The organism is Sulfuricaulis sp., assembly GCF_041499725.1.
GTDB lineage: Bacteria > Pseudomonadota > Gammaproteobacteria > Acidiferrobacterales > Sulfurifustaceae > Sulfuricaulis.
Map to the genome: position 1 here is coordinate 1 of NZ_JBGQKW010000055.1, position 17,598 is coordinate 17,598.

The window sequence follows — 17,598 nt, forward strand, 5'->3', positions numbered from 1 at the left end:
CTGCACAATGGACTGGCGCCGATCAGGCGCGAGCATGCGGTCACGGTTCCCGATCCCGCCTTGGATCATTTCGTGCGCATTGCCCTACCCTATTACGAAACGCGCCCCACGCCGGTGGACGGCGCGCGCGTGACGGCGGGCGGTACCAGTGCCTCCGCGGAGGTGGCGGAAGACATCCGTGCCATCGCGCTGAAGGATCTCGAAACCAAGATGCCGGCGATTACCGCGCGTGCCCTGGCGCGTGCCGTGCTCAAGGCGCAAATGGCCAAGGCCGCGCGCGAGAACGCGCGGCAGCAGAACCAGAACAATGCGGGCGCGGCCGTGGCCGCTATAGCGATGGAAATCGCCGGGCTGGTGACGGAGCGTGCGGACACGCGCAGCTGGCTGACCTTGCCTTCGCGCATCCATCTCGCACGCCTGCCCTTGCCGCCTGGAACCTACACGGTTAAAGTTGATTTGTTGGGCGATGACGGCCAGATCGTGAGCACGCAGGAATACGCCAATATGGTCATACGCCGGGGCGCGAAGACCTATCTCTCGCCCCACTGGATTCCCTCCACCGTTACGCCTCCGAAGAGATCACAATGAAAATCCGTTTCCATCCTCAGGTCCGTAATGCATCCTCGGCTCCGCAATGCGTCCTCGGCTCCGTTACCGGTACGTCCCTGTACCACTCCTCGCGCCATCCCTGGCGCGCTTCTGCGTCCTCGGCTCCGTTACCGGTACGTCCCTGTACCACTTCTAGCGCCATCCTTGGCGTATTTCTCGCGGCGACATTGGCTGTATCCCTGATCGCGACTGGCGGCTGCGCCTCCCGTCCCACCATACCGGACTGGGTCAACGGCCCCGCGGAAAAGTATCCCAGCGAACAATACCTGGTCGGCCGCGGGCAGGCGGCCACGGCGGAGGAGGCGCGCGACCGTGCGCGCGCCGACCTGGCCAAAATTTTTGAAGTGGCCGTGGCCGTGGAAAGCGAGGACATTCAGACCTTCCGTCAGAAATCGGACAGCGCCGATAAAGACGCGAAACCCGCGAGCGAATATGCCGCGCAATCCTCGCGCCGTCTCACCACCCGCGCCGATCATATCATCGAGGGTATACAGATCGCCGAGGTCTGGCAGGACCCGCTGACCGGGACGCAGCATGCGCTCGCGGTGTTGCCGCGCTTACAAACTTCAATGCGCCTGCGTCAGGAAATCGAGCGCCTCGATGCCGCCACGCGTAAATACCTCGACGAGTCGCGCGCTGCCGCGGATATCCTGATGAAAATCGGCGCCGCCCAGCACGCGCTGGCGGCGCAAGTGGAACGCGCGGGATATCAGAAATCCCTGCGCATCGTGGACCCGACCGGACGCGGTGCCGAGTCCGAATGGAATACCGCGAAGCTCGACGCCGATCTCGCCGATCTGCTCAAGCGTGTGCGGGTGGCGGTTCAGATCGCCCCCGACGCGCCTCCCGGGTTTGCCGCTGCCGTTAGCGGGGCAGTGGCCGGTGCCGGATTTCTGATCGCGACCGGCGAGAAACCGGAGTACGTTCTGGCCGCGAATCTGGCGTTGGAAGACCTGGGCTTGCGGGATGGCTGGTACTGGCAGCGCGGCGCGTTGGAAATCACGCTTCAAGAAATTTCCGCGAATCGCGTGCGCGGCAGCCGGCGTTGGGACATCAAGGTCTCGGCCCAGGATCGCGCCGTGTCCCGCCAGCGGGCACTGGATCAGGCTGCAGCGTTCCTGAAAAAAGATCTGCGCGAGACACTCATCGATTTCGCCAGGCCGTAAGCGCTTATCGCAGTTCGCCCAGGAGCGAGTCCAGCATGCGCTCCGCCTGTGAACCGTAACCACCGCCGAAGAGATTGAAGTGATTGAGGATGTGGTAAAGGTTGTACAGCGTTTTGCGCATTTTATAGCCGGCATCGAGCGGCCAGGTTTCCTGATACGCCTGATAGAACCGGGCTGAAAATCCGCCGAACAATTCGGTCATGGCAATGTCCGCTTCGCGGTCGCCGTAATAAACCGCGGGATCAAAGATCACCGGCTGCTGTTCCGCCGCGCCGACATTGCCGCCCCACAGGTCGCCGTGCAGCAGCGACGGCGCCGGCCGGTGGCCATGGAAAAATTCCCCTAAGTCCGCCATCAAGCGCTCGCCTTTGTTCATGAGGCGGCTGTCATTCCGGGCCGCCAGCTTCAACTGGAAGCCAAGGCGACGATCGCGCCAGAACTCGAGCCAGTCGGAGGTGGGCGTGTTGATCTGCGGTGTCGAGCCGATGGTGTTATCCATGCGCCAGCCGAATCGATCCTGCGTGGCACGATGCATCAGCGCCAGTTGCTGTCCGAGTTTTTCCAGGCTGCGCGTGTCGACGCCTCCCAGATCGAGATATTCCAGCACGATAAATGCGGAACCATCGGCCGTGCCCCAGCACACCGGTTCGGGAACGCGCACGCTGCGTGTCCGGGCGATATCCTTGAGACCCTCCGCTTCCGCCTCGAACATGCCAAGACGTGTTGCGTCGTTGAGCTTGACGAAGTAACGGCGGTTGTCGTCCTGGAGAACCGCGGCGCTGTTGATGCACCCGCCGCTGACGGCATGTTGCGAGCGGGCCGCAAATGCGGCGCCCGTGGCATCGGAAATGCGCTGTGCCACCGTTGTCCAGATTGTTTGCATTTTGTCTCCGCCTGCCCCGTTAATGTAGGGATAAAGTCGGCGCGCGAGAAGCCGCGGCTCGCTTCGGCCTGCCACACAACGACACATTTTTTTTGCCGAAAAAGCCGGCCAATCCCGCCGCCCCTACCGTCGGGTGCGAAATTTCGCGAGTTTAGCCGCGTTTGACTGTGCCATGAATACGTAAGTAACTGATTATAAATAATATAAAAATTGCTCATGCATGGCATCAGATTTGCAACGTATTTCAGACCGCCGCTGAGGTAGCGCGGGCTATTTCAGCCAGCGGATCAGGGAATAGACATACGCAGGAGGCGATAAGAGTTCCGATGGATCGGGGACATCAACGAAAGGATTCGCATCATTGGTTAGTCGCCCGGAAACGGCGATGGCGATCAAGAATAACGATGCAGCTTAACCAGATATCGATGCGTGCCAGCCTCATTACCGCGATGGCGGTGATGGGATTGCTGTGCGTACTTTTCGTGCACGCGAGCGGACGCGTTTGGTACGATTTCGCCATTGATGCTCAGCGTGCCACGGTCAACGAGCAGGCACGGACCTGGCTCGCGAATCTGCGCAAAGGATTCGATAACGAATCGCGCGGAATCGTGCAGATCGCCAAGTCCGATCCGGAATTGATGGCGGCCGTGCGCAAAGAGAATAAATCAGTGGCAAGCCGCCAGCTCAACAAGCTTTCGCAGCACCCTTTTTTCAATACCGGTGAATCAGACTTGATCGCGCTTCAGGCGCTGGACGGGAATTTCAATCCGATCGCCGGCACGCCGGTGGAGTCGCTGGATATCGATCCGAATCAGGTGTCGTGCCAGAATCTGCGTGCGCAGGTTACGCGCCGCACCGGCACCGAACGTCTCAAGCCCGTAGGCGGAATATGCATCGTCGGCAAGGAAATGCGCTACGAATTTATCCAATCACTGGGAGATAATTCCAGCGACGGCTATCTGAAGATTACCTATAACATGTTGCACAACTTTGTCGCCGCGGAGTCGGCTTTCGCGGGTCTTTCGCTCAAGCTCAGCCTGGCCGACGGCACCGTGCTGTACAAGTCCGCCGGCTGGCCGAAGTCGGATGAAGACATGGATCGCGCGCTCATCGTTGAACAGACGATGAATGTTTATGCGCCGGCCAAGTCAATGCTCAATGTCGCCGCCCACAGAGACATGGCGCCGTTTTATGCCGGTCTGGCACATACCGAAAATATGGCCATGCTGGCTGCCGCCGGCGCGGCATTGCTGGCGGTCCTGATAGTGTGGTTTGTCATTCAGAAAATCACCGTTAAACCGTTGCAAGCCCTGGTGAACCAGATGCGCAAGCTGCGCTCGGACAAAATCCATTTCGGCGAGCACGTGATGACCACCGGCAACGCGGAAATCGCGGAACTCGGCGCCGGATTCAACGGCATGTCGACGCGGCTGAAGGAACTTTATGACAGTCTCGAAAGTCTCGCGTTTACCGATCCGCTGACCAAGCTTCCAAACCGCACGCTGTTTCATGAGCGTCTGCAACAGGCGATCGAAGAGGCCAAGCGCGACTACCGGCCTTTCGCCCTGCTACTGATGGATCTTGACCGTTTCAAGGACATCAACGATACGTTGGGACATCAGGTCGGCGACATGCTGTTGCAGCAGGTCGCGGCACGCCTGCGCAGCAAACTGCGTGACATCGATACGGTGGCGCGCATGGGCGGTGACGAATTCGCCATCCTGTTGCCGGCGGTCAGCGACAAACACGCCACCATGGCCGCGCGCATGTTGTTGCAAGCGCTGCGCGCGCCGTTCCGGATCGAGGAGCAGACTCTCGACATCGGCGCGAGCATCGGCGTTGCGCTTTACCCCGATCACGGCGTGGACGCGAATATCCTGATACAGCGCGCCGACGTGGCCATGTATTCGGCCAAACATGCCAATAGCGGGCATGCCCTCTATGACAGCAAACTCGACCAGCACAACCCGACGCGTCTCGCCTTGCTCGGCGAACTGCGCCATGCCGTGGAGCAGGAGCAGTTCGTGCTCTACTACCAGCCGAAGGTCAATCTCAAGACTTTCCAGGTCACGGGTGTGGAGGCGCTGGTGCGCTGGAATCATCCACGCGAGGACCTGTTGCTGCCGGATACCTTCATCCCGCTGCTCGAACAGACCGGCATGATCCGCAGCCTTACCCCCTGGGTGCTGAACGAATCCCTGCGGGAGGGGCAGAAACTTCAGGACAAGGGCGTGCCGATCACCATTTCCATGAATCTGTCGGTGCGCGATCTGCAGGATCCCTACTTGGCCGATGCCTTCGCCGAGCAACTGGCCGCGCTGCAGATTTCACCGCATTGGCTGGAACTCGAGATCACCGAGAGCGCGGTGATGACGGAACCGGAGCGCGCCCTCGAGGTGCTCACGCGCCTGTCGGCAATGGGCCTGAGAATCGCCATTGACGATTTCGGAACCGGCTACTCCTCGCTGTCCTACCTGAAGAAGCTGCCGGTCAACACCATCAAGATCGACAAGTCCTTCGTCATCGGCATGGTGCGTGACGATAACGACGCGGCCATCGTGCGTACCAGCGTCGATCTCGCGCACAACTTGAAGCTCGAGGTAGTGGCCGAAGGCGTGGAGAATGAGGAAACCCTCAATCGCCTGAGCGAGCTGGGCTGCGACACCGCGCAGGGGCACTACATCAGCCGGCCGCTGTCGGCGGAAGAGCTGGCCCAGTGGCTCCAGCAGTCGTCATGGGGTCTCGCCAAGCGACACCCCAAACTGGTGCGCTTGCATAACTGAACGAATTAGATGTTTGGTGCTTCCTGCCTAATTTTTCTCCGCTGCAAGTACTGCTGTCGAATATCCGTCGCTAGCAATTATCCTTGCCAAGACTGAAGGGGCCGGACCCATAGGCGATGATGTAGAGCATGCCGCCCATGATCGCCAGGTTTTTATGGAAATGGAAGAATTGCATCTGCATCTGATCCGGCGGCAGCCCCCAATAAGCGTGGAACACGTAGGTCACCGGTATCATCCACAGCAGAATCGCCGTGGCCGCCCAGCGCGCGTGCCAGCCAATCAGAACCATCAGACCGCCACCCAGCTCAACAGCAATGGTCACCACCAGCATCAGCTTGATCAGGTTGGGATCGAGACTCGGCAACTTGGCGGCCATGTAGCCCGCAGTCCCGGCGAAGCCACCGATTTTCTTGAATCCGGAAACTATGAACAGATTCGCCAGCAGCAGTCGCCCGATCAGCGGTCCGTATTGTTGCGCCCACTTGCATGCATTCTTCATGTCCTTCCTCCTGTCTCTGGTTTGAAAATGATTGCTGAAAATCCGTTCCGGCGGTCACGGGAGATCGAATAACAGAGCCTCCGTTCTTTGTTGGCCGGTCAGGCGGATTTCCGTCTCGTCGCTGATGTGCGCCCCATCTCCGATTACGCGCAGGAAGGAAAAGCCCAGCTGACCGGGGTCATAAATAGTCAGCAAAGAAAAACGTGCGGAGGTGTCGAGCCGCCGTGGTTGAAATGTCCGCGATCCTGGGCCTTGTGCAGACTGATCACGTCCTTAACCCGCCATTACCCAGGCCCTCATCCATGTTTGCACCGCATCCTAATCGCTATGATGTCGGCTGCCTAGCCAATGCGTGCTCGATTTGCAGGCATTTTTTTGCTGAAAAAATGTTCCAGATGTCTACTTTATGCACAGTCAATAGCGCTTAAAAAACAGCTCTACTGTTCCAGACAAATACACCTTGATAACAAGCGGGAATTTTCATGTAGGTAACTGATTTGTAAGTAAATAAAACCTCAGTTTATTTTTTAATCAAATTAACAAAAACCCTGAAAATACCCGGCACTCAAATGGCGACAGTCATGTCATTAACATTGTTATCCACAGATTTTGTGAGTAACGCACGCCCCTTTTAGATACAAGCGGTTAGCGGGAGTTTATGACAAATTTGTGAACGTGGAGCCGCAGTGTTTCACGTTTTGCACAGCAAACGTGCAATTTTTTTGTGATTGGCGACGCTCTAAATCCTTAACCGCTTGGTCACCACCACCGAAAGCGCGGTCGCCTCGGGCGGTAGCAGTCGCCCGTGATAGAGTCGCGGCCATGGCTGCGTCCTCGCACATAGTCCAAGTAGCCGTTCCCACTCCTCTGCGCCGCGCGTTTGATTATTTATCTCCGGTTTACTTGCCACCAGGCATGCGCGTGCGCGTGTCATTCGGTCGCCGTGAGGTGGTGGGGATAGTTGTGGGTGAAGTGGAGCGAAGCGATCTGCCGCACAGCCGGCTTAAACCGATAACACAGTCGTTGGATGCCGGTTCCATACTCGCGCCGCCACTGCTGGACCTCCTGTGCTGGGCGGCCGATTACTATCATCATCCCCTCGGCGAGGTAATCTATACGGCCTTGCCCACGCGCCTGCGTCAGGGCCGTGCCGCCGTCATCAGCGGCGTGACAGTATGGATACTCACGCCCGAAGCCAAGGCCGTGGATCCGGAAACGCTGAAGCGCGCGCCGGCACAGAAACGTCTGCTGCAACGCCTGGCCGAGGCACCGGAGGGTCTTGAAGCGGAGCAGCTGGCACAAATCTCGCCCCGCTGGGCGGCGGGACTCAAGGCGCTGCGCACCAAAGGGTGGGTGAGCAGTCACCAGCGTGATTCACAGCCTATCTTCGATCGCGATGTCGAACCATCACCAGTACTCAATCCGGGACAAAAATCCGCGGTTGTGGCAATCACGGCGGATCTGGGTCATTTCCGACCCTATCTGCTGCACGGCGTTACCGGCAGCGGCAAAACCGAAGTCTATCTGAATGTGATCGAGCAGGTGCTGGCGCAGGGAAAGCAGACGCTGGCGCTGGTGCCGGAAATCAACCTCACACCCCAACTAGTAGACCGCTTTGAACGGCGCTTTCGCGTGCCGATCGCGGTACTTCACTCCGGTCTGAACGAGCAGGAGCGCCTGAATGCCTGGCTTGCTGCGCGTGACGGAAAGGCACCGATTGTCCTCGGCACCCGCTCCGCCGTGTTCACACCACTCAAAAATCCCGGTCTCATCGTGGTCGACGAGGAGCATGATGCCTCTTACAAGCAGCAGGATGGCTTCCGCTATTCGGCGCGTGACGTGGCCGTGATGCGCGCGTCACGGGAAAAAATTCCCATCGTGCTGGGTTCGGCCACTCCGTCGCTGGAAAGCCTCCGGAATGCACGCGACGGTACATACACTCTGTTGGAATTGCCGGACCGCACCGGCGGTGCCGGCATGCCCGAGGTGCGCCTGCTCGACATGCGGCGGCTCAAGCCCAGCGAAGGACTGTCACTGCCGGTGCGCGAGGCGATCGCGGCGCGGCTCGCGAAGGGCGAGCAGAGTATTCTGTTTCTGAACCGACGCGGTTTTGCCCCGGTGTGGATGTGCTTCGACTGCGGCTGGGTCGCGCCCTGCCGGCGCTGTGATGCGCAGCTGACGCTGCACCAAAAAAGACAGAAGCTGCTCTGCCACCATTGCGGCGCCGAGCAGGAAATAGCGCGGCGCTGTCCATCCTGCCAGGGGGAAAACCTGCATCCGCTCGGCGAGGGTACGGAGCGCGTGGAAGGCGCGCTGCAGAAATTTTTCCCGAGGGCGTGCATCGAGCGTGTGGATCGCGACAGCACCAGCCGCAAAGGCGCGCTCGAGGAGAAGCTGCGACGTGTGCACTCCGGCGAGGCCGATATCCTGGTCGGCACCCAAATGCTCTCGAAGGGCCATGATTTTCCTAACGTCACGCTGGTCGGGGTACTCAACGCCGATCAGGGACTCTACGGGACGGACTTCCGCTCCAGCGAGCGGCTATTCCAGCTCATCATGCAGGTCAGCGGCCGCGCCGGACGCGCGGACAAGCCGGGTGAGGTGCTGATTCAGACCTGGCATCCGGATCACCCCTTGTTCAGCGCGTTGCAGCGGCACGACTTCCACGGTTTCGCCGGGTTCGCTCTCACCGAGCGCCGCGAAACCGGCTACCCGCCCTACAGCCATCTTGCGTTGCTGCGCGCCGAATCGCCGGCGCCCGGAGCGGCGCTCAAATTTCTCCACGAAGCACATGTGCTTGCCGTGCGTCTGGTGCCGGAGAAAGGCCTGCAAATCATGGCACCGGTCCCCGCGCCCATGGAACGACGCGCTGGGCGCTACCGCGCGCAGCTGCTGGTGCAGTCATCGAAACGCGTTCCATTACATACTTTTTTGAGCCTATGGGTGGAGCAGCTGGCTGAGTCGAAATTCAGCAAAAAGGTGCGCTGGTCGCTCGATGTCGATCCGATGGATATGTATTAGCTTGAACCTCTGAGAACACGGAAAAAATGGGAACCGGATATTTCAAAAATCTCTGTGTGCCCCTAACTTTCTATGGTGGAAGATTTCTTTCTTAATGCGGAATGGCGTCGAGGATTTCCGGGCCGTTGTCGTCGCTGAACAGGCGGTGTATGCGCCAGACGGTGTCGGTCCCGTTCCGGCATGCCCCATAGCGGAACGGCATGGTTCTTCCCGCGAGCGCGAAGCGCAGATCGTTGAACCACACGCATAAACCGCCCTGGTTGTAATCCACGCGATACAGCGCCGGAAATTCCGCGAAGCGGCGGAACGGTGCGAGTGCCTCGGAGTACCACACCTGTTCCGCCAGGTTGGTTTCATTGCTGGCGCCGAAGCGGGGGACGCGTTTCCAGATGGCATCGGCTACCGGAAAGTATGAGGCATTCACCTGGTACAGCCAGTTGGCGCCGGCGGGCGGAAATTCCGGTATCTCGCTGCGCCAGAGGCTTACATAAGCGAGATGGTAGGCGTCTTTCTGCGGCAAGACGATCATCCAGTTGAACGGCGAGAACGGCTGCGGAATTGCCTGGACCTGTCCCGCGTCCAGATGATGTTTCACCGCGTAGGCCTCGCCCACTGCGGTCGCGCGCTGATGCAGCACGGTTTGAAATCCGATGTACGCGACTAGCACTACCAATCCCATCACGGCCGGCCGGCGCGTGGCGCTCCATAGGGAGGAGGCAATCAACCCGCCGACGATGATGGCCGTGAAATATGGATCGATGATGAAGGTTACCGGAAACTGCGCGCGCCAGTCGGAGAACGGGGCGAATATCATGGTTCCAAACGCAGTGATCACGTCCCCCGCGATATGGATGCCTATGCCCAGCGCCACCACGCCCACGTATGCGCGCCAGGAGTATTTTCCGCGCACCAGCAGCATGAAGAGCAGCGCGAGCGCCATCGCCCACAACGGCAGCATGATGATTGAATGCGTGATGCCGCGATGCGTGGTGAGGTAGGTCAGGGGGTCGATGAAGCGTGTGACGAAGTCGCTGTCGGGAAATGCGGCGGCGATGAAGCCGATCCACATACGTGTACGCCGCGGCAACTGATCCGGCCGTGGATGTTTCGGTTCGGTCGCGCGTGCCAATAATGCACCGCTCAGGGCGTGTGTCAGGGTATCCATGTCTTGCCCCTCAATGATTGAACGCAGTATAGCGTGGTGTTTTCCCGTCTGACCCGAGGCCGGGCCATGTTCCCGTTAGACAACCCGTCGGGACACCATCGGCGCACGCGTCGTTGAATGGCCGCAGTTTTACCCCCTCTTTCTGCCGGGAACAGAAGTCAGAACGGCTTGACCACGGCCAGTATCACCACCGCGATCAGAATCACGGTTGGAAACTCGTTGAACCAGCGGTAATACACGTGATTGTGGCGGTTGCGGTCATGCTTGAAATCGAGCATCAGTTTGCCGCAGTACACGTGGTAGACGATGAGCGCGGCCACCAGCACCAGCTTGGCGTACAGCCAGCGGCCGTTCCAATGGTAACCGAGCCACAGCCACAGGCCGAAGACGATGGTGAGAATTCCGCCCGGGGTCATGATGCCGAAGAATAGCTTGCGCTCCATCACCTTGAAGCGTTCGTGGCCTTCGCGGTCGGTCGCCGCCATCATGCTGTGATACACGAACAGCCGCGGCAGATAGAACAGGCCGGCGAACCAGGTGATGAGAAAAATGATGTGCAGGGATTTGACCCAGAGCATCGATCAGCTTTCTTTCCGCCGCAGGTAGTACAGAAAATCCATCTCGGGGCTCGGCACGTGCAAGCGCGTGCACGCCGCGGTGATCTGGCCGCGGTGATGCACGGCGTGCGTCATGACGTGGATCAGCCCGTCGCGCACCGACACGCGCCGTTTCGTGCCATCAGAACCAGGGTATTCGACGACCTGCTGGAACCATTCCGGCTTTTTCTGCGTGAGCCAGGTTTTGAGTTGTGCGAACTCGTCCAGCACCGCGGGCTTCAGTTGCTCCCACTCGTCGAAGAGCGACGCGTCATGGCTTTTGACCTTGCCGAATTCGCCCGCCAGCCGCGCGCGCCAGTTGCGCGTCACGATCAGGATGTGATCCACGGTCTTGTGGATGTTCCTGAAGAATAGGCTGATGTCGGCCTGGCGCTGCACGTCGCTCAGGGAGTCGAGGGATTTGAAAAGCTCGGCGCTGGCCCAGCGCTGGTAGTCCGCCTGCTCGATGAAATAATCCCTCATGGGGGTCAGGATGCCGTTCCTTTCAGGTATTTCGCAATGATACGCCGCGCCTTGTCGCTGTCCAAGCGGCCGGTGGAGTTCAGCACGATGTTTCCATTTGGTGCGATGACAAACGCGGCGGGCACATATGGCACGCCGCCGAAGGCAGTGGTCAGTTTGCCCTGCACGTCGAGCGCGACGGAGTAGGGCAAGCCGCGGCGTTGGGCGAACTCCTGCACCAGCGCGGGCGGATCGTAGGGCATGGCCACCGCGATCAGCTCGAACCCGAGCGTATGCCAGGTGTTGTACAGCCGGATGAGGTCGGGCAGTTCCTCGATACAGGGCTGACAAGTCGTAGCCCAGAAGCTCACCAGCACCGGCCGCCCGCGCAGCGACCGCAGCGTGACCTTGCGTCCGTCGAGCAGGGTGAATTCCGTTTCCGGCGGCGGCGCTGACGACGGCAGCAGCAATGCGACACTCACGGCGATGACGGCCGCCACGGCCAGGATGGCGGGCAGGGCGAGGCGCCGCTTCACACGAACAGCTCCAGCAGATTGTTCAGAAACCGCCGGCCTTGCGGTGTCGGGCGGATGGACTGCATGTCCCATTTGATCAGCCCCTGGTTTTCGGCCAGCGTCAGCTTCGGTTCGCAGGCCGAGATCGGCAGCCCGGCGCGCTCCTGGAACAGCGGCGAAGGAAAGCCGTCGACGAGGCGCAGTGCGTTGAGCATGAACTCCGCCACCGCGTCGTGACGCGAGAGCTTCTGCTCGCCGCCGATACTCTCCGTCGTTCCCGCGGTGCGCAGGTATTCGCCCGGATGTTTCACTTTCCACAGGCGCGTGATGTCGGAGGCCGTGGTGATCTTGGCATGCGCGCCCGCGCCGATGCCGAGATAATCCCCGAACTTCCAGTAGTTCAGATTGTGCCGGCATTCGTATCCCGGCCGGGCATAGGCCGAGACTTCGTATTGCCGGTAGTCCGCCGCGGCCAGCTCGGTCTGCAACTGGTTTTGCATATCCCAGGTTATGTCGTCGTCGGGCAGCGTCGGCGGACGCGCATGAAACAGCGTGTTCGGCTCGATGGTGAGCTGATAGGCGGACAGGTGCGTGGGGCGAAGTGTCATCGCGGTGCGCATGTCCGCCAACGCCTGTTCCACCGTCTGGCCGGGCAGGCCGAACATGAGGTCGAGATTGAAGTTGTCGAAGCCGGCCGCGCGCGCGGCTTCGGCGGCACGCAGTGCCTCTTCGCGCCCGTGGATGCGGCCCAAGGCTTTCAATTTTTCATCGTCGAAACTCTGGATGCCGATGGACAGGCGATTGATGCCCGCTGCGCGGAGTCCCTTGAAGCGTTCGAGCTCGACCGTGCCAGGGTTGGCCTCGAGCGTGACCTCGATATTCTGATCGAGCGGCAAGCGCGCGCGGATCCCCGACAGCAGACGATCGATGGCTTCGGGCGAGAACAGGCTCGGCGTGCCGCCGCCGATGAAGATAGTATGAACGATTCGCCCCCACACCCGCGGCAGGTCCTGCTCCAGATCGCGCAGCAGCGCGTCGATGTATTCCTGTTCCGGAATCTTGGCGCGCGCCTCGTGCGAATTGAAATCGCAGTACGGGCACTTGCGCACGCACCACGGGATGTGCACGTAGAGCGACAGCGGCGGAAGCGAGGCGAAGTTCAGCATGCACGGATGCGGACGGAGAGGGAAGCTGCGATTATATCAGCTTCCGGCAGCTAGGTTCGTTGGCTGGGCGCCGCCAGTGCCTTGGGGAGCGTGATGCTTACCAGCATGACGCCTATCAGAATTACCACTGTACCCGCCATTTGCATGGCGCTGAGCGTTTCCTGCAACAGCAGCCAGCCGAGCACCACGGCCACGAGCGGATTGATGTAGGCATAGGTGCCGAGCGCTGCGGGGCTGACTTCGTGCAGCAGCCAGATGTAGGCAGCGTAGGCAAAGCAGGAACCGAAAACGATGAGATAAGCGAGTGCCGCCATTGCCTGCGGCGACCAGCTCCAGTGCATGGCTTCCCCGGTGGCCAGCCCGAAGCTGCAGAAAACAATGCCCGCAACCAGTGATTGCAGGGCCGCGACCATGAGCGGCGGCGTGGTGAGCTGGCCGCGTTTGGCGACCATCGAGCCGGCCGCCCACAGCGGGCAGGCTCCCAGCACCGCGAGCTGCGCCCAGAAGTGATCCAGCGTAAAACCATTCTCAGGCAGGAGCAGCATGGCCGCGCCAAAGAAACCCACTGTGAGCCCAAGTATCGTGCGTGGTCCCAGCTTCTGGCCGTGCGCGCCGAGCGTACCGAATCCCGCGAGCCACAGTGCGGTGGTGGCGACGATCAGCGCCGCCTGGTTCGACGGCACCCACTGCTCACCCCAGACCACGAGACCGTTCGCGCCGACGAGCATGAACAGTGCCGTGATTGCAATCGTGCGCCATTCACGCAAGTGCGTCGGAAATTTCTGTCCGCTCAAGCGCGCGTAGAGCGCGAGCAAGATACCGGCGGTAACGAAACGCGCGCCGGCAAACAGCGCCGGCGGCAACTGCTGCACGCCGACACGGATCGCGAGGTAGGTTGAGCCCCAGATGATATAAACCGCGGTGAAGGCGATGATGACTTTCCAGCGCCAAGTGGGGTCGTGTTTCATCGCACTATTCTACTTCTTATTTGCCGAGCGGCCTGCGGCCGCGTGTACTTGTGGGTGGCTGACCCACGGCAGGTGACTCTTCTTTGGACAAGCAAAGAAGAGTCACCCAGGGTGCAGGGGCGGAGCCACTCGCAATTAGCCTTTCACATCGCCGAAGACGATTCGACTACAGATGCGTATGCCCCAGCGCAGTGACCAATAATCTCAACGCCTGCCCCCGATGACTCAATTTATTTTTCACTTCCGGCGGCAGTTCGGCAGAGGAGCAATTGTGCGTCGGCACGAAGAAAATTGGATCGTAACCAAAACCATTCGCGCCACGCGGTTCCAATAAAATTCTTCCTTCCCACGTACCCTGGCAGATGATCGGCGTCGGATCGAACTCGTGCCGCAGGTACACCATCAGGCACTGGAAACGCGCGGTGCGTTCGGCTTCCGGGATGCCGACGAGATCGTCGAGCAGTTTTCGCAGGTTCTGTTCGTCGCTGGCGTTCTTGCCGGCGTAGCGCGCGGAGTAGATGCCGGGCGCACCATTGAGATAATCCACCTCGATGCCGGAATCGTCAGCAATCGCGGGCAGGCCGGTGTGGCGCGTGGCGTTGCGCGCCTTGATAAGCGCATTCTCGATGAAGGTGAGGCAGGTTTCTTCCGCGTCAATAACCTTGAAGTCGGATTGTGGCACGACGGAGAGATCCAGGCCCGCGAGCATCTGGTTGATCTCGCGTACCTTGCCGGGGTTGCTGCTCGCAAGGACGAGGGTCTTGCTCACGGTCGCCTCCGGAAGACCGGGGAAATCTGTGGGCCTATCTGTCGGCGAACGGCGACACTCGCCGCGGTCGCATCCCCACGCTTTACGCGGGGCCCCTGCTCCCTGCTCATGTCGCCAATCCTAGCGCCTTTTTTTGATGGTCGATGAGGTTGCGGATGCCGGTTTGCGCAAGCTTGGTCATCGCCAGCATTTCCTCGAGGCTGAAGGTCTGGGATTCGGCCGTGCCCTGGATTTCGATGAAGCCGCCGGCATCGTCCATCACAAAGTTCATGTCGGTCCCGGCGTTGGAGTCCTCGGCGTAGTCGAGATCCAGCACCGCCTCGCCGCCGAAGATGCCGGTGGACACCGAAGCCACCAGATGCTGCAGCGGATTCTGCTCCAGCAGCTTGCGCGTGCGCAGATGGTTGATGGCGTCCACCAGCGCCACGCAGCCGCCGGTGATCGACGCGGTGCGCGTGCCGCCGTCGGCCTGGATCACGTCGCAGTCGATGGTGAACGTGCGCTCGCCGAGCTGCTTCATGTTCACCGCCGAGCGCAGCGCGCGCCCAATCAGGCGCTGGATTTCCATGGTGCGTCCGCCCTGCTTGCCCGAGGCGGCCTCGCGGTGCATGCGGCTGCCGGTGGAACGCGGCAGCATTCCGTATTCCGCCGTGACCCAGCCCTGGCCCTTGCCCTTCAGAAAATTCGGCACTTTTTCGTCGACACTGACGTTACAGATCACGCGCGTCTCGCCGAATTCGATCAGCACCGAGCCTTCGGCATGTTTGGTGTAATTCCGCGTAATCCGGATGTCGCGTAACTGGTTGGGCTTACGGCCGCTGGGTCGCATAGCTTATCGGTTTCAGGAGTGGAAAGACGCGGCGGAGTTTAGCAGGTTCAGACCTTGGGCTCGAATTTCTTGAGAAAATCCTCGAGTTCCTGGATGCGACTCTCCAGCGGTTTGTTCTTGTCGTCCGCGGTTTCTTCCGAAGCGACCGTGGATTTTCTCGGCGGCATTTTGGCGACGTGGGGAAGATGATGCCTGGCCTCTTCGCGCAACATCGCCTCGTTGATCTGCGCCACCGCGTTGCCCTGCAGCGGCGGGCTTCGGGTGACCGCGTCCTCCCAGCGCAGGCACACGGCGCTGACGTTGTCGCAGGCCTGCCGCTTTTTCTTTTGCGCCGCGAGCAGCATTTCCTCCACCGCTTCGTCCAGCGCCGCGGTCTTGAGGTAGCGCGCAATCTCCTCGGGGGTAAGCGCCTCCCACAGGCCGTCGGTGCAGGCGAGCAGCGTGTCGCCGGGTTGCAGCAAGGTTTCTTCACCCATGCTCATCGTGGGCGTGGTGGCGGCCCCGAGGCAGTTGAGCAGATGGCTTTTTTGCGGATGATCGAGCATTTCCTTTTCGGTGAGCAGCCCGCCCTGGTGCAGTTCCTCGATGGTCGTATGGTCCTGGGTACGCAGCAGAAAACGATTCTGGCGGAACAGATACAGGCGGCTGTCGCCGACATGCGCCCAGTAGGCGTAGCCGTTCTGCACCAGACAGGCGACGCAGGTGGTGCGCGGCTCGATCGGCGGCTGGCTGTCCTGGCCGCGCGCGATAATCGCATGGTGCGCCTGGAGGATGCCGAGTGCGAGGAACACCGACGGTCGCTGCACGACCGGATGACGCAGCGTCTGGAACGTGTGCAATAGCGTCTGTACCAGGATCTCCGCCGCCACTTCGCCGCCGCGATGTCCACCGAGGCCGTCGGCCACGGCCATGATCACGGCGTTGTCGCGTTCGGCATAGCCCACCCGGTCCTCGTTGACGGGTCTGGCGCCGCGCAGGCTGAATTGCGTGATCTGGTATTTCATCGCGTCATTTCCGTTCGCGCAAAAACTTCGGGGTCAGGCGGTCGAGGAAGGATTCCGGCGGCGGCTCCGGCGTCACGACCGGTTCCTTGTTGAGAAAATCGAGCAGGTCATCCACTTTCTGCGGACGCTGGAGCTGGTCCATCTGCAGGCACCAGTCCACGGCCTCGAGCAGCTGGCGCGAATAACGCCGCGCAAACTGGTGCACCGCCGGCTTGTAAGTGTCTCTTTCGGCGCGCTTGATGGCCGGCGGCGGCGCCTTGCCGCACAGGCACGCCCACATGGTGGCGCCGACGGCGTAAAGATCGGTCCACGGGCCGATGTGCCCGCGCGTGTGCTGCTCGAGCGGCGCAAAGCCGCGCGTCAGCGTGTGCGGGCCCTGGCGCCGTTCGTCCACGGACTGCGATTGCGCCGCGCCGAAGTCGAGCAGCAACGGCGAGCCGCCGGGCCGCAGATAGACATTCGCCGGCTTGATGTCGAGGTGCAGCACACGATGGCTGTGCAGCTCGCGCAGTCCGACGAGCAGTTGCGGGAAGACCGTGCGGATGAATTTTTCACTCATGCGGCCGTCGTGGCGTTTGATGTACCAGCGCAGGTCCTTGCCTTGCTCGTAGTTCATCACCATGTAAACGGTGTTGTTCTCACGGAAGAAGTCGATCACGCGCACGATGTTCGGGTGGTTGATCTTGGCGAGGGCGTTGGCCTCGTCGAGGAAGCGCTTCATGCCGGTGTTGAAGGTCGTGGCCGTGTCGGCCGAGAGGCTCTCGACGGTTTCGCCGTCGCGCCGCGTGGCATCCTTGCTGGGGATATATTCCTTGATCACCACCAGCTGTTTCGTCCGGGTGTCACGCGCCAGATAGACGATGCTGAAGCCGCCACCGCCAAGGGTCTTGGCGATGCGGTACTGGTGCAGCAGGTAGCCCGGGGGCAGGGCGTCGGTGATTGTCATGACATCCGGTTCGGCGTTGACCGGCGGGCTCGGCCCGCGCTCGGTGTTTCCATCTCTGATTATATATGGCTGGAACCGCGGGCCGAGGATATCGGCCTGCCGCGGCCCGGATTTGCTCCCGGCAAACCCGCGGTTTACCATCCGCGCTGCCCATGAACCGCGCCAAATCCCCATCCCCGACCGCCAGCATGACCGCCTTCGCCCGCCGCGAGGCCGC

At 60.7% G+C, this 17,598-nt stretch carries 16 protein-coding genes and 1 pseudogene; 5 read left to right on the forward strand and 12 right to left on the reverse strand.

The window, feature by feature from the left end; translation table 11 throughout:
* Nucleotides 1–588 (forward strand): annotated as a pseudogene (locus ACC569_RS09890) (hypothetical protein); the annotation flags it as partial.
* Between the two features lie 188 nt (nt 589–776).
* Nucleotides 777–1,775, forward strand: a complete 999-nt coding sequence (locus tag ACC569_RS09895; protein WP_372523355.1) for an LPP20 family lipoprotein — start codon at nt 777–779, stop codon at nt 1,773–1,775.
* A gap of 4 nt (nt 1,776–1,779) precedes the next feature.
* Here ACC569_RS09895 and ACC569_RS09900 read toward each other — a convergent pair whose 3' ends face one another.
* A complete protein-coding gene (locus ACC569_RS09900; RefSeq protein ID WP_372523371.1) occupies nt 1,780–2,649 on the reverse strand; it encodes a fructosamine kinase family protein in 870 nt (289 codons plus the stop codon).
* A gap of 413 nt (nt 2,650–3,062) precedes the next feature.
* Between ACC569_RS09900 and ACC569_RS09905 the strand changes: the two genes are divergently transcribed.
* Nucleotides 3,063–5,441 (forward strand): EAL domain-containing protein, encoded by a 2,379-nt coding sequence (locus tag ACC569_RS09905; protein ID WP_372523356.1) that lies wholly within the window; start codon nt 3,063–3,065, stop codon nt 5,439–5,441.
* 70 nt (nt 5,442–5,511) lie between these two features.
* Here ACC569_RS09905 and ACC569_RS09910 read toward each other — a convergent pair whose 3' ends face one another.
* Nucleotides 5,512–5,940, reverse strand: coding sequence for a DoxX family protein (locus ACC569_RS09910; protein ID WP_372523357.1), 429 nt, complete (start codon nt 5,938–5,940; stop codon nt 5,512–5,514).
* An 822-nt stretch (nt 5,941–6,762) separates the two neighbouring features.
* Between ACC569_RS09910 and ACC569_RS09915 the strand changes: the two genes are divergently transcribed.
* The gene (locus ACC569_RS09915; protein ID WP_372523358.1) at nt 6,763–8,961 is read left to right on the forward strand and encodes a primosomal protein N'; all 2,199 of its coding nucleotides are present in this window, start codon (nt 6,763–6,765) and stop codon (nt 8,959–8,961) included.
* Nucleotides 8,962–9,052: 91 nt separating this feature from the next.
* Here ACC569_RS09915 and ACC569_RS09920 read toward each other — a convergent pair whose 3' ends face one another.
* The 10 genes from ACC569_RS09920 to ACC569_RS09965 all read right to left on the reverse strand — a co-directional run bounded on the left by ACC569_RS09920 (nt 9,053) and on the right by ACC569_RS09965 (nt 17,381).
* Nucleotides 9,053–10,126: a metal-dependent hydrolase gene (locus ACC569_RS09920; protein ID WP_372523359.1), complete on the reverse strand. Its 1,074-nt coding sequence runs from the start codon at nt 10,124–10,126 to the stop codon at nt 9,053–9,055.
* Nucleotides 10,127–10,284: 158 nt separating this feature from the next.
* Entirely contained in the window at nt 10,285–10,704 is a 420-nt protein-coding gene (gene hemJ / locus ACC569_RS09925) for a protoporphyrinogen oxidase HemJ (protein WP_372523360.1), read from the reverse strand.
* 3 nt (nt 10,705–10,707) lie between these two features.
* On the reverse strand, nt 10,708–11,205 hold the full coding sequence (locus tag ACC569_RS09930) for a DinB family protein (protein WP_372523361.1): 498 nt from the start codon (nt 11,203–11,205) through the stop codon (nt 10,708–10,710).
* A 5-nt stretch (nt 11,206–11,210) separates the two neighbouring features.
* Nucleotides 11,211–11,720: a TlpA family protein disulfide reductase gene (locus tag ACC569_RS09935; protein ID WP_372523362.1), complete on the reverse strand. Its 510-nt coding sequence runs from the start codon at nt 11,718–11,720 to the stop codon at nt 11,211–11,213.
* Nucleotides 11,717–12,865, reverse strand: a complete 1,149-nt coding sequence (gene hemW, locus ACC569_RS09940) for a radical SAM family heme chaperone HemW (protein ID WP_372523363.1) — start codon at nt 12,863–12,865, stop codon at nt 11,717–11,719. The genes ACC569_RS09935 and hemW overlap by 4 nt, the downstream gene beginning before the upstream one ends.
* 50 nt (nt 12,866–12,915) lie before the next feature.
* Nucleotides 12,916–13,833: an EamA family transporter gene (locus tag ACC569_RS09945; protein ID WP_372523365.1), complete on the reverse strand. Its 918-nt coding sequence runs from the start codon at nt 13,831–13,833 to the stop codon at nt 12,916–12,918.
* 166 nt (nt 13,834–13,999) lie between these two features.
* Nucleotides 14,000–14,602, reverse strand: a complete 603-nt coding sequence (gene rdgB / locus ACC569_RS09950; RefSeq protein WP_372523366.1) for an RdgB/HAM1 family non-canonical purine NTP pyrophosphatase — start codon at nt 14,600–14,602, stop codon at nt 14,000–14,002.
* Nucleotides 14,603–14,708: 106 nt separating this feature from the next.
* The gene (rph, locus tag ACC569_RS09955) at nt 14,709–15,431 is read right to left on the reverse strand and encodes a ribonuclease PH (RefSeq protein WP_372523367.1); all 723 of its coding nucleotides are present in this window, start codon (nt 15,429–15,431) and stop codon (nt 14,709–14,711) included.
* 47 nt (nt 15,432–15,478) lie between these two features.
* Nucleotides 15,479–16,435: a PP2C family serine/threonine-protein phosphatase gene (locus ACC569_RS09960; RefSeq protein WP_372523368.1), complete on the reverse strand. Its 957-nt coding sequence runs from the start codon at nt 16,433–16,435 to the stop codon at nt 15,479–15,481.
* Between the two features lie 4 nt (nt 16,436–16,439).
* Nucleotides 16,440–17,381, reverse strand: coding sequence for a serine/threonine protein kinase (locus tag ACC569_RS09965; protein ID WP_372523369.1), 942 nt, complete (start codon nt 17,379–17,381; stop codon nt 16,440–16,442).
* On the opposite strand from ACC569_RS09965, the gene ACC569_RS09970 reads away from it, so the two are divergent.
* Nucleotides 17,380–17,598, forward strand: a 219-nt coding sequence (locus tag ACC569_RS09970; protein ID WP_372523370.1) for a hypothetical protein, incomplete at its 3' end; no start/stop codon positions are given. The genes ACC569_RS09965 and ACC569_RS09970 overlap by 2 nt on opposite strands.

Excerpts from the sequence above, each read along its gene's own strand:
- hemW (WP_372523363.1), bottom strand. The coding sequence starts at position 12,865 with ATGCTGAACTTCGCCTCGCTTCCGCCGCTGTCGCTCTACGTGCACATC.
- ACC569_RS09965 (WP_372523369.1), bottom strand. The coding sequence starts at position 17,381 with ATGACAATCACCGACGCCCTGCCCCCGGGCTACCTGCTGCACCAGTAC.
- ACC569_RS09945 (WP_372523365.1), bottom strand. The coding sequence starts at position 13,833 with ATGAAACACGACCCCACTTGGCGCTGGAAAGTCATCATCGCCTTCACC.
- ACC569_RS09920 (WP_372523359.1), bottom strand. The coding sequence starts at position 10,126 with ATGGATACCCTGACACACGCCCTGAGCGGTGCATTATTGGCACGCGCG.
- ACC569_RS09930 (WP_372523361.1), bottom strand. The coding sequence starts at position 11,205 with ATGAGGGATTATTTCATCGAGCAGGCGGACTACCAGCGCTGGGCCAGC.
- ACC569_RS09910 (WP_372523357.1), bottom strand. The coding sequence starts at position 5,940 with ATGAAGAATGCATGCAAGTGGGCGCAACAATACGGACCGCTGATCGGG.
- rph (WP_372523367.1), bottom strand. The coding sequence starts at position 15,431 with ATGCGACCCAGCGGCCGTAAGCCCAACCAGTTACGCGACATCCGGATT.
- ACC569_RS09915 (WP_372523358.1), top strand. The coding sequence starts at position 6,763 with ATGGCTGCGTCCTCGCACATAGTCCAAGTAGCCGTTCCCACTCCTCTG.
- ACC569_RS09905 (WP_372523356.1), top strand. The coding sequence starts at position 3,063 with ATGCAGCTTAACCAGATATCGATGCGTGCCAGCCTCATTACCGCGATG.
- hemJ (WP_372523360.1), bottom strand. The coding sequence starts at position 10,704 with ATGCTCTGGGTCAAATCCCTGCACATCATTTTTCTCATCACCTGGTTC.
- ACC569_RS09960 (WP_372523368.1), bottom strand. The coding sequence starts at position 16,435 with ATGAAATACCAGATCACGCAATTCAGCCTGCGCGGCGCCAGACCCGTC.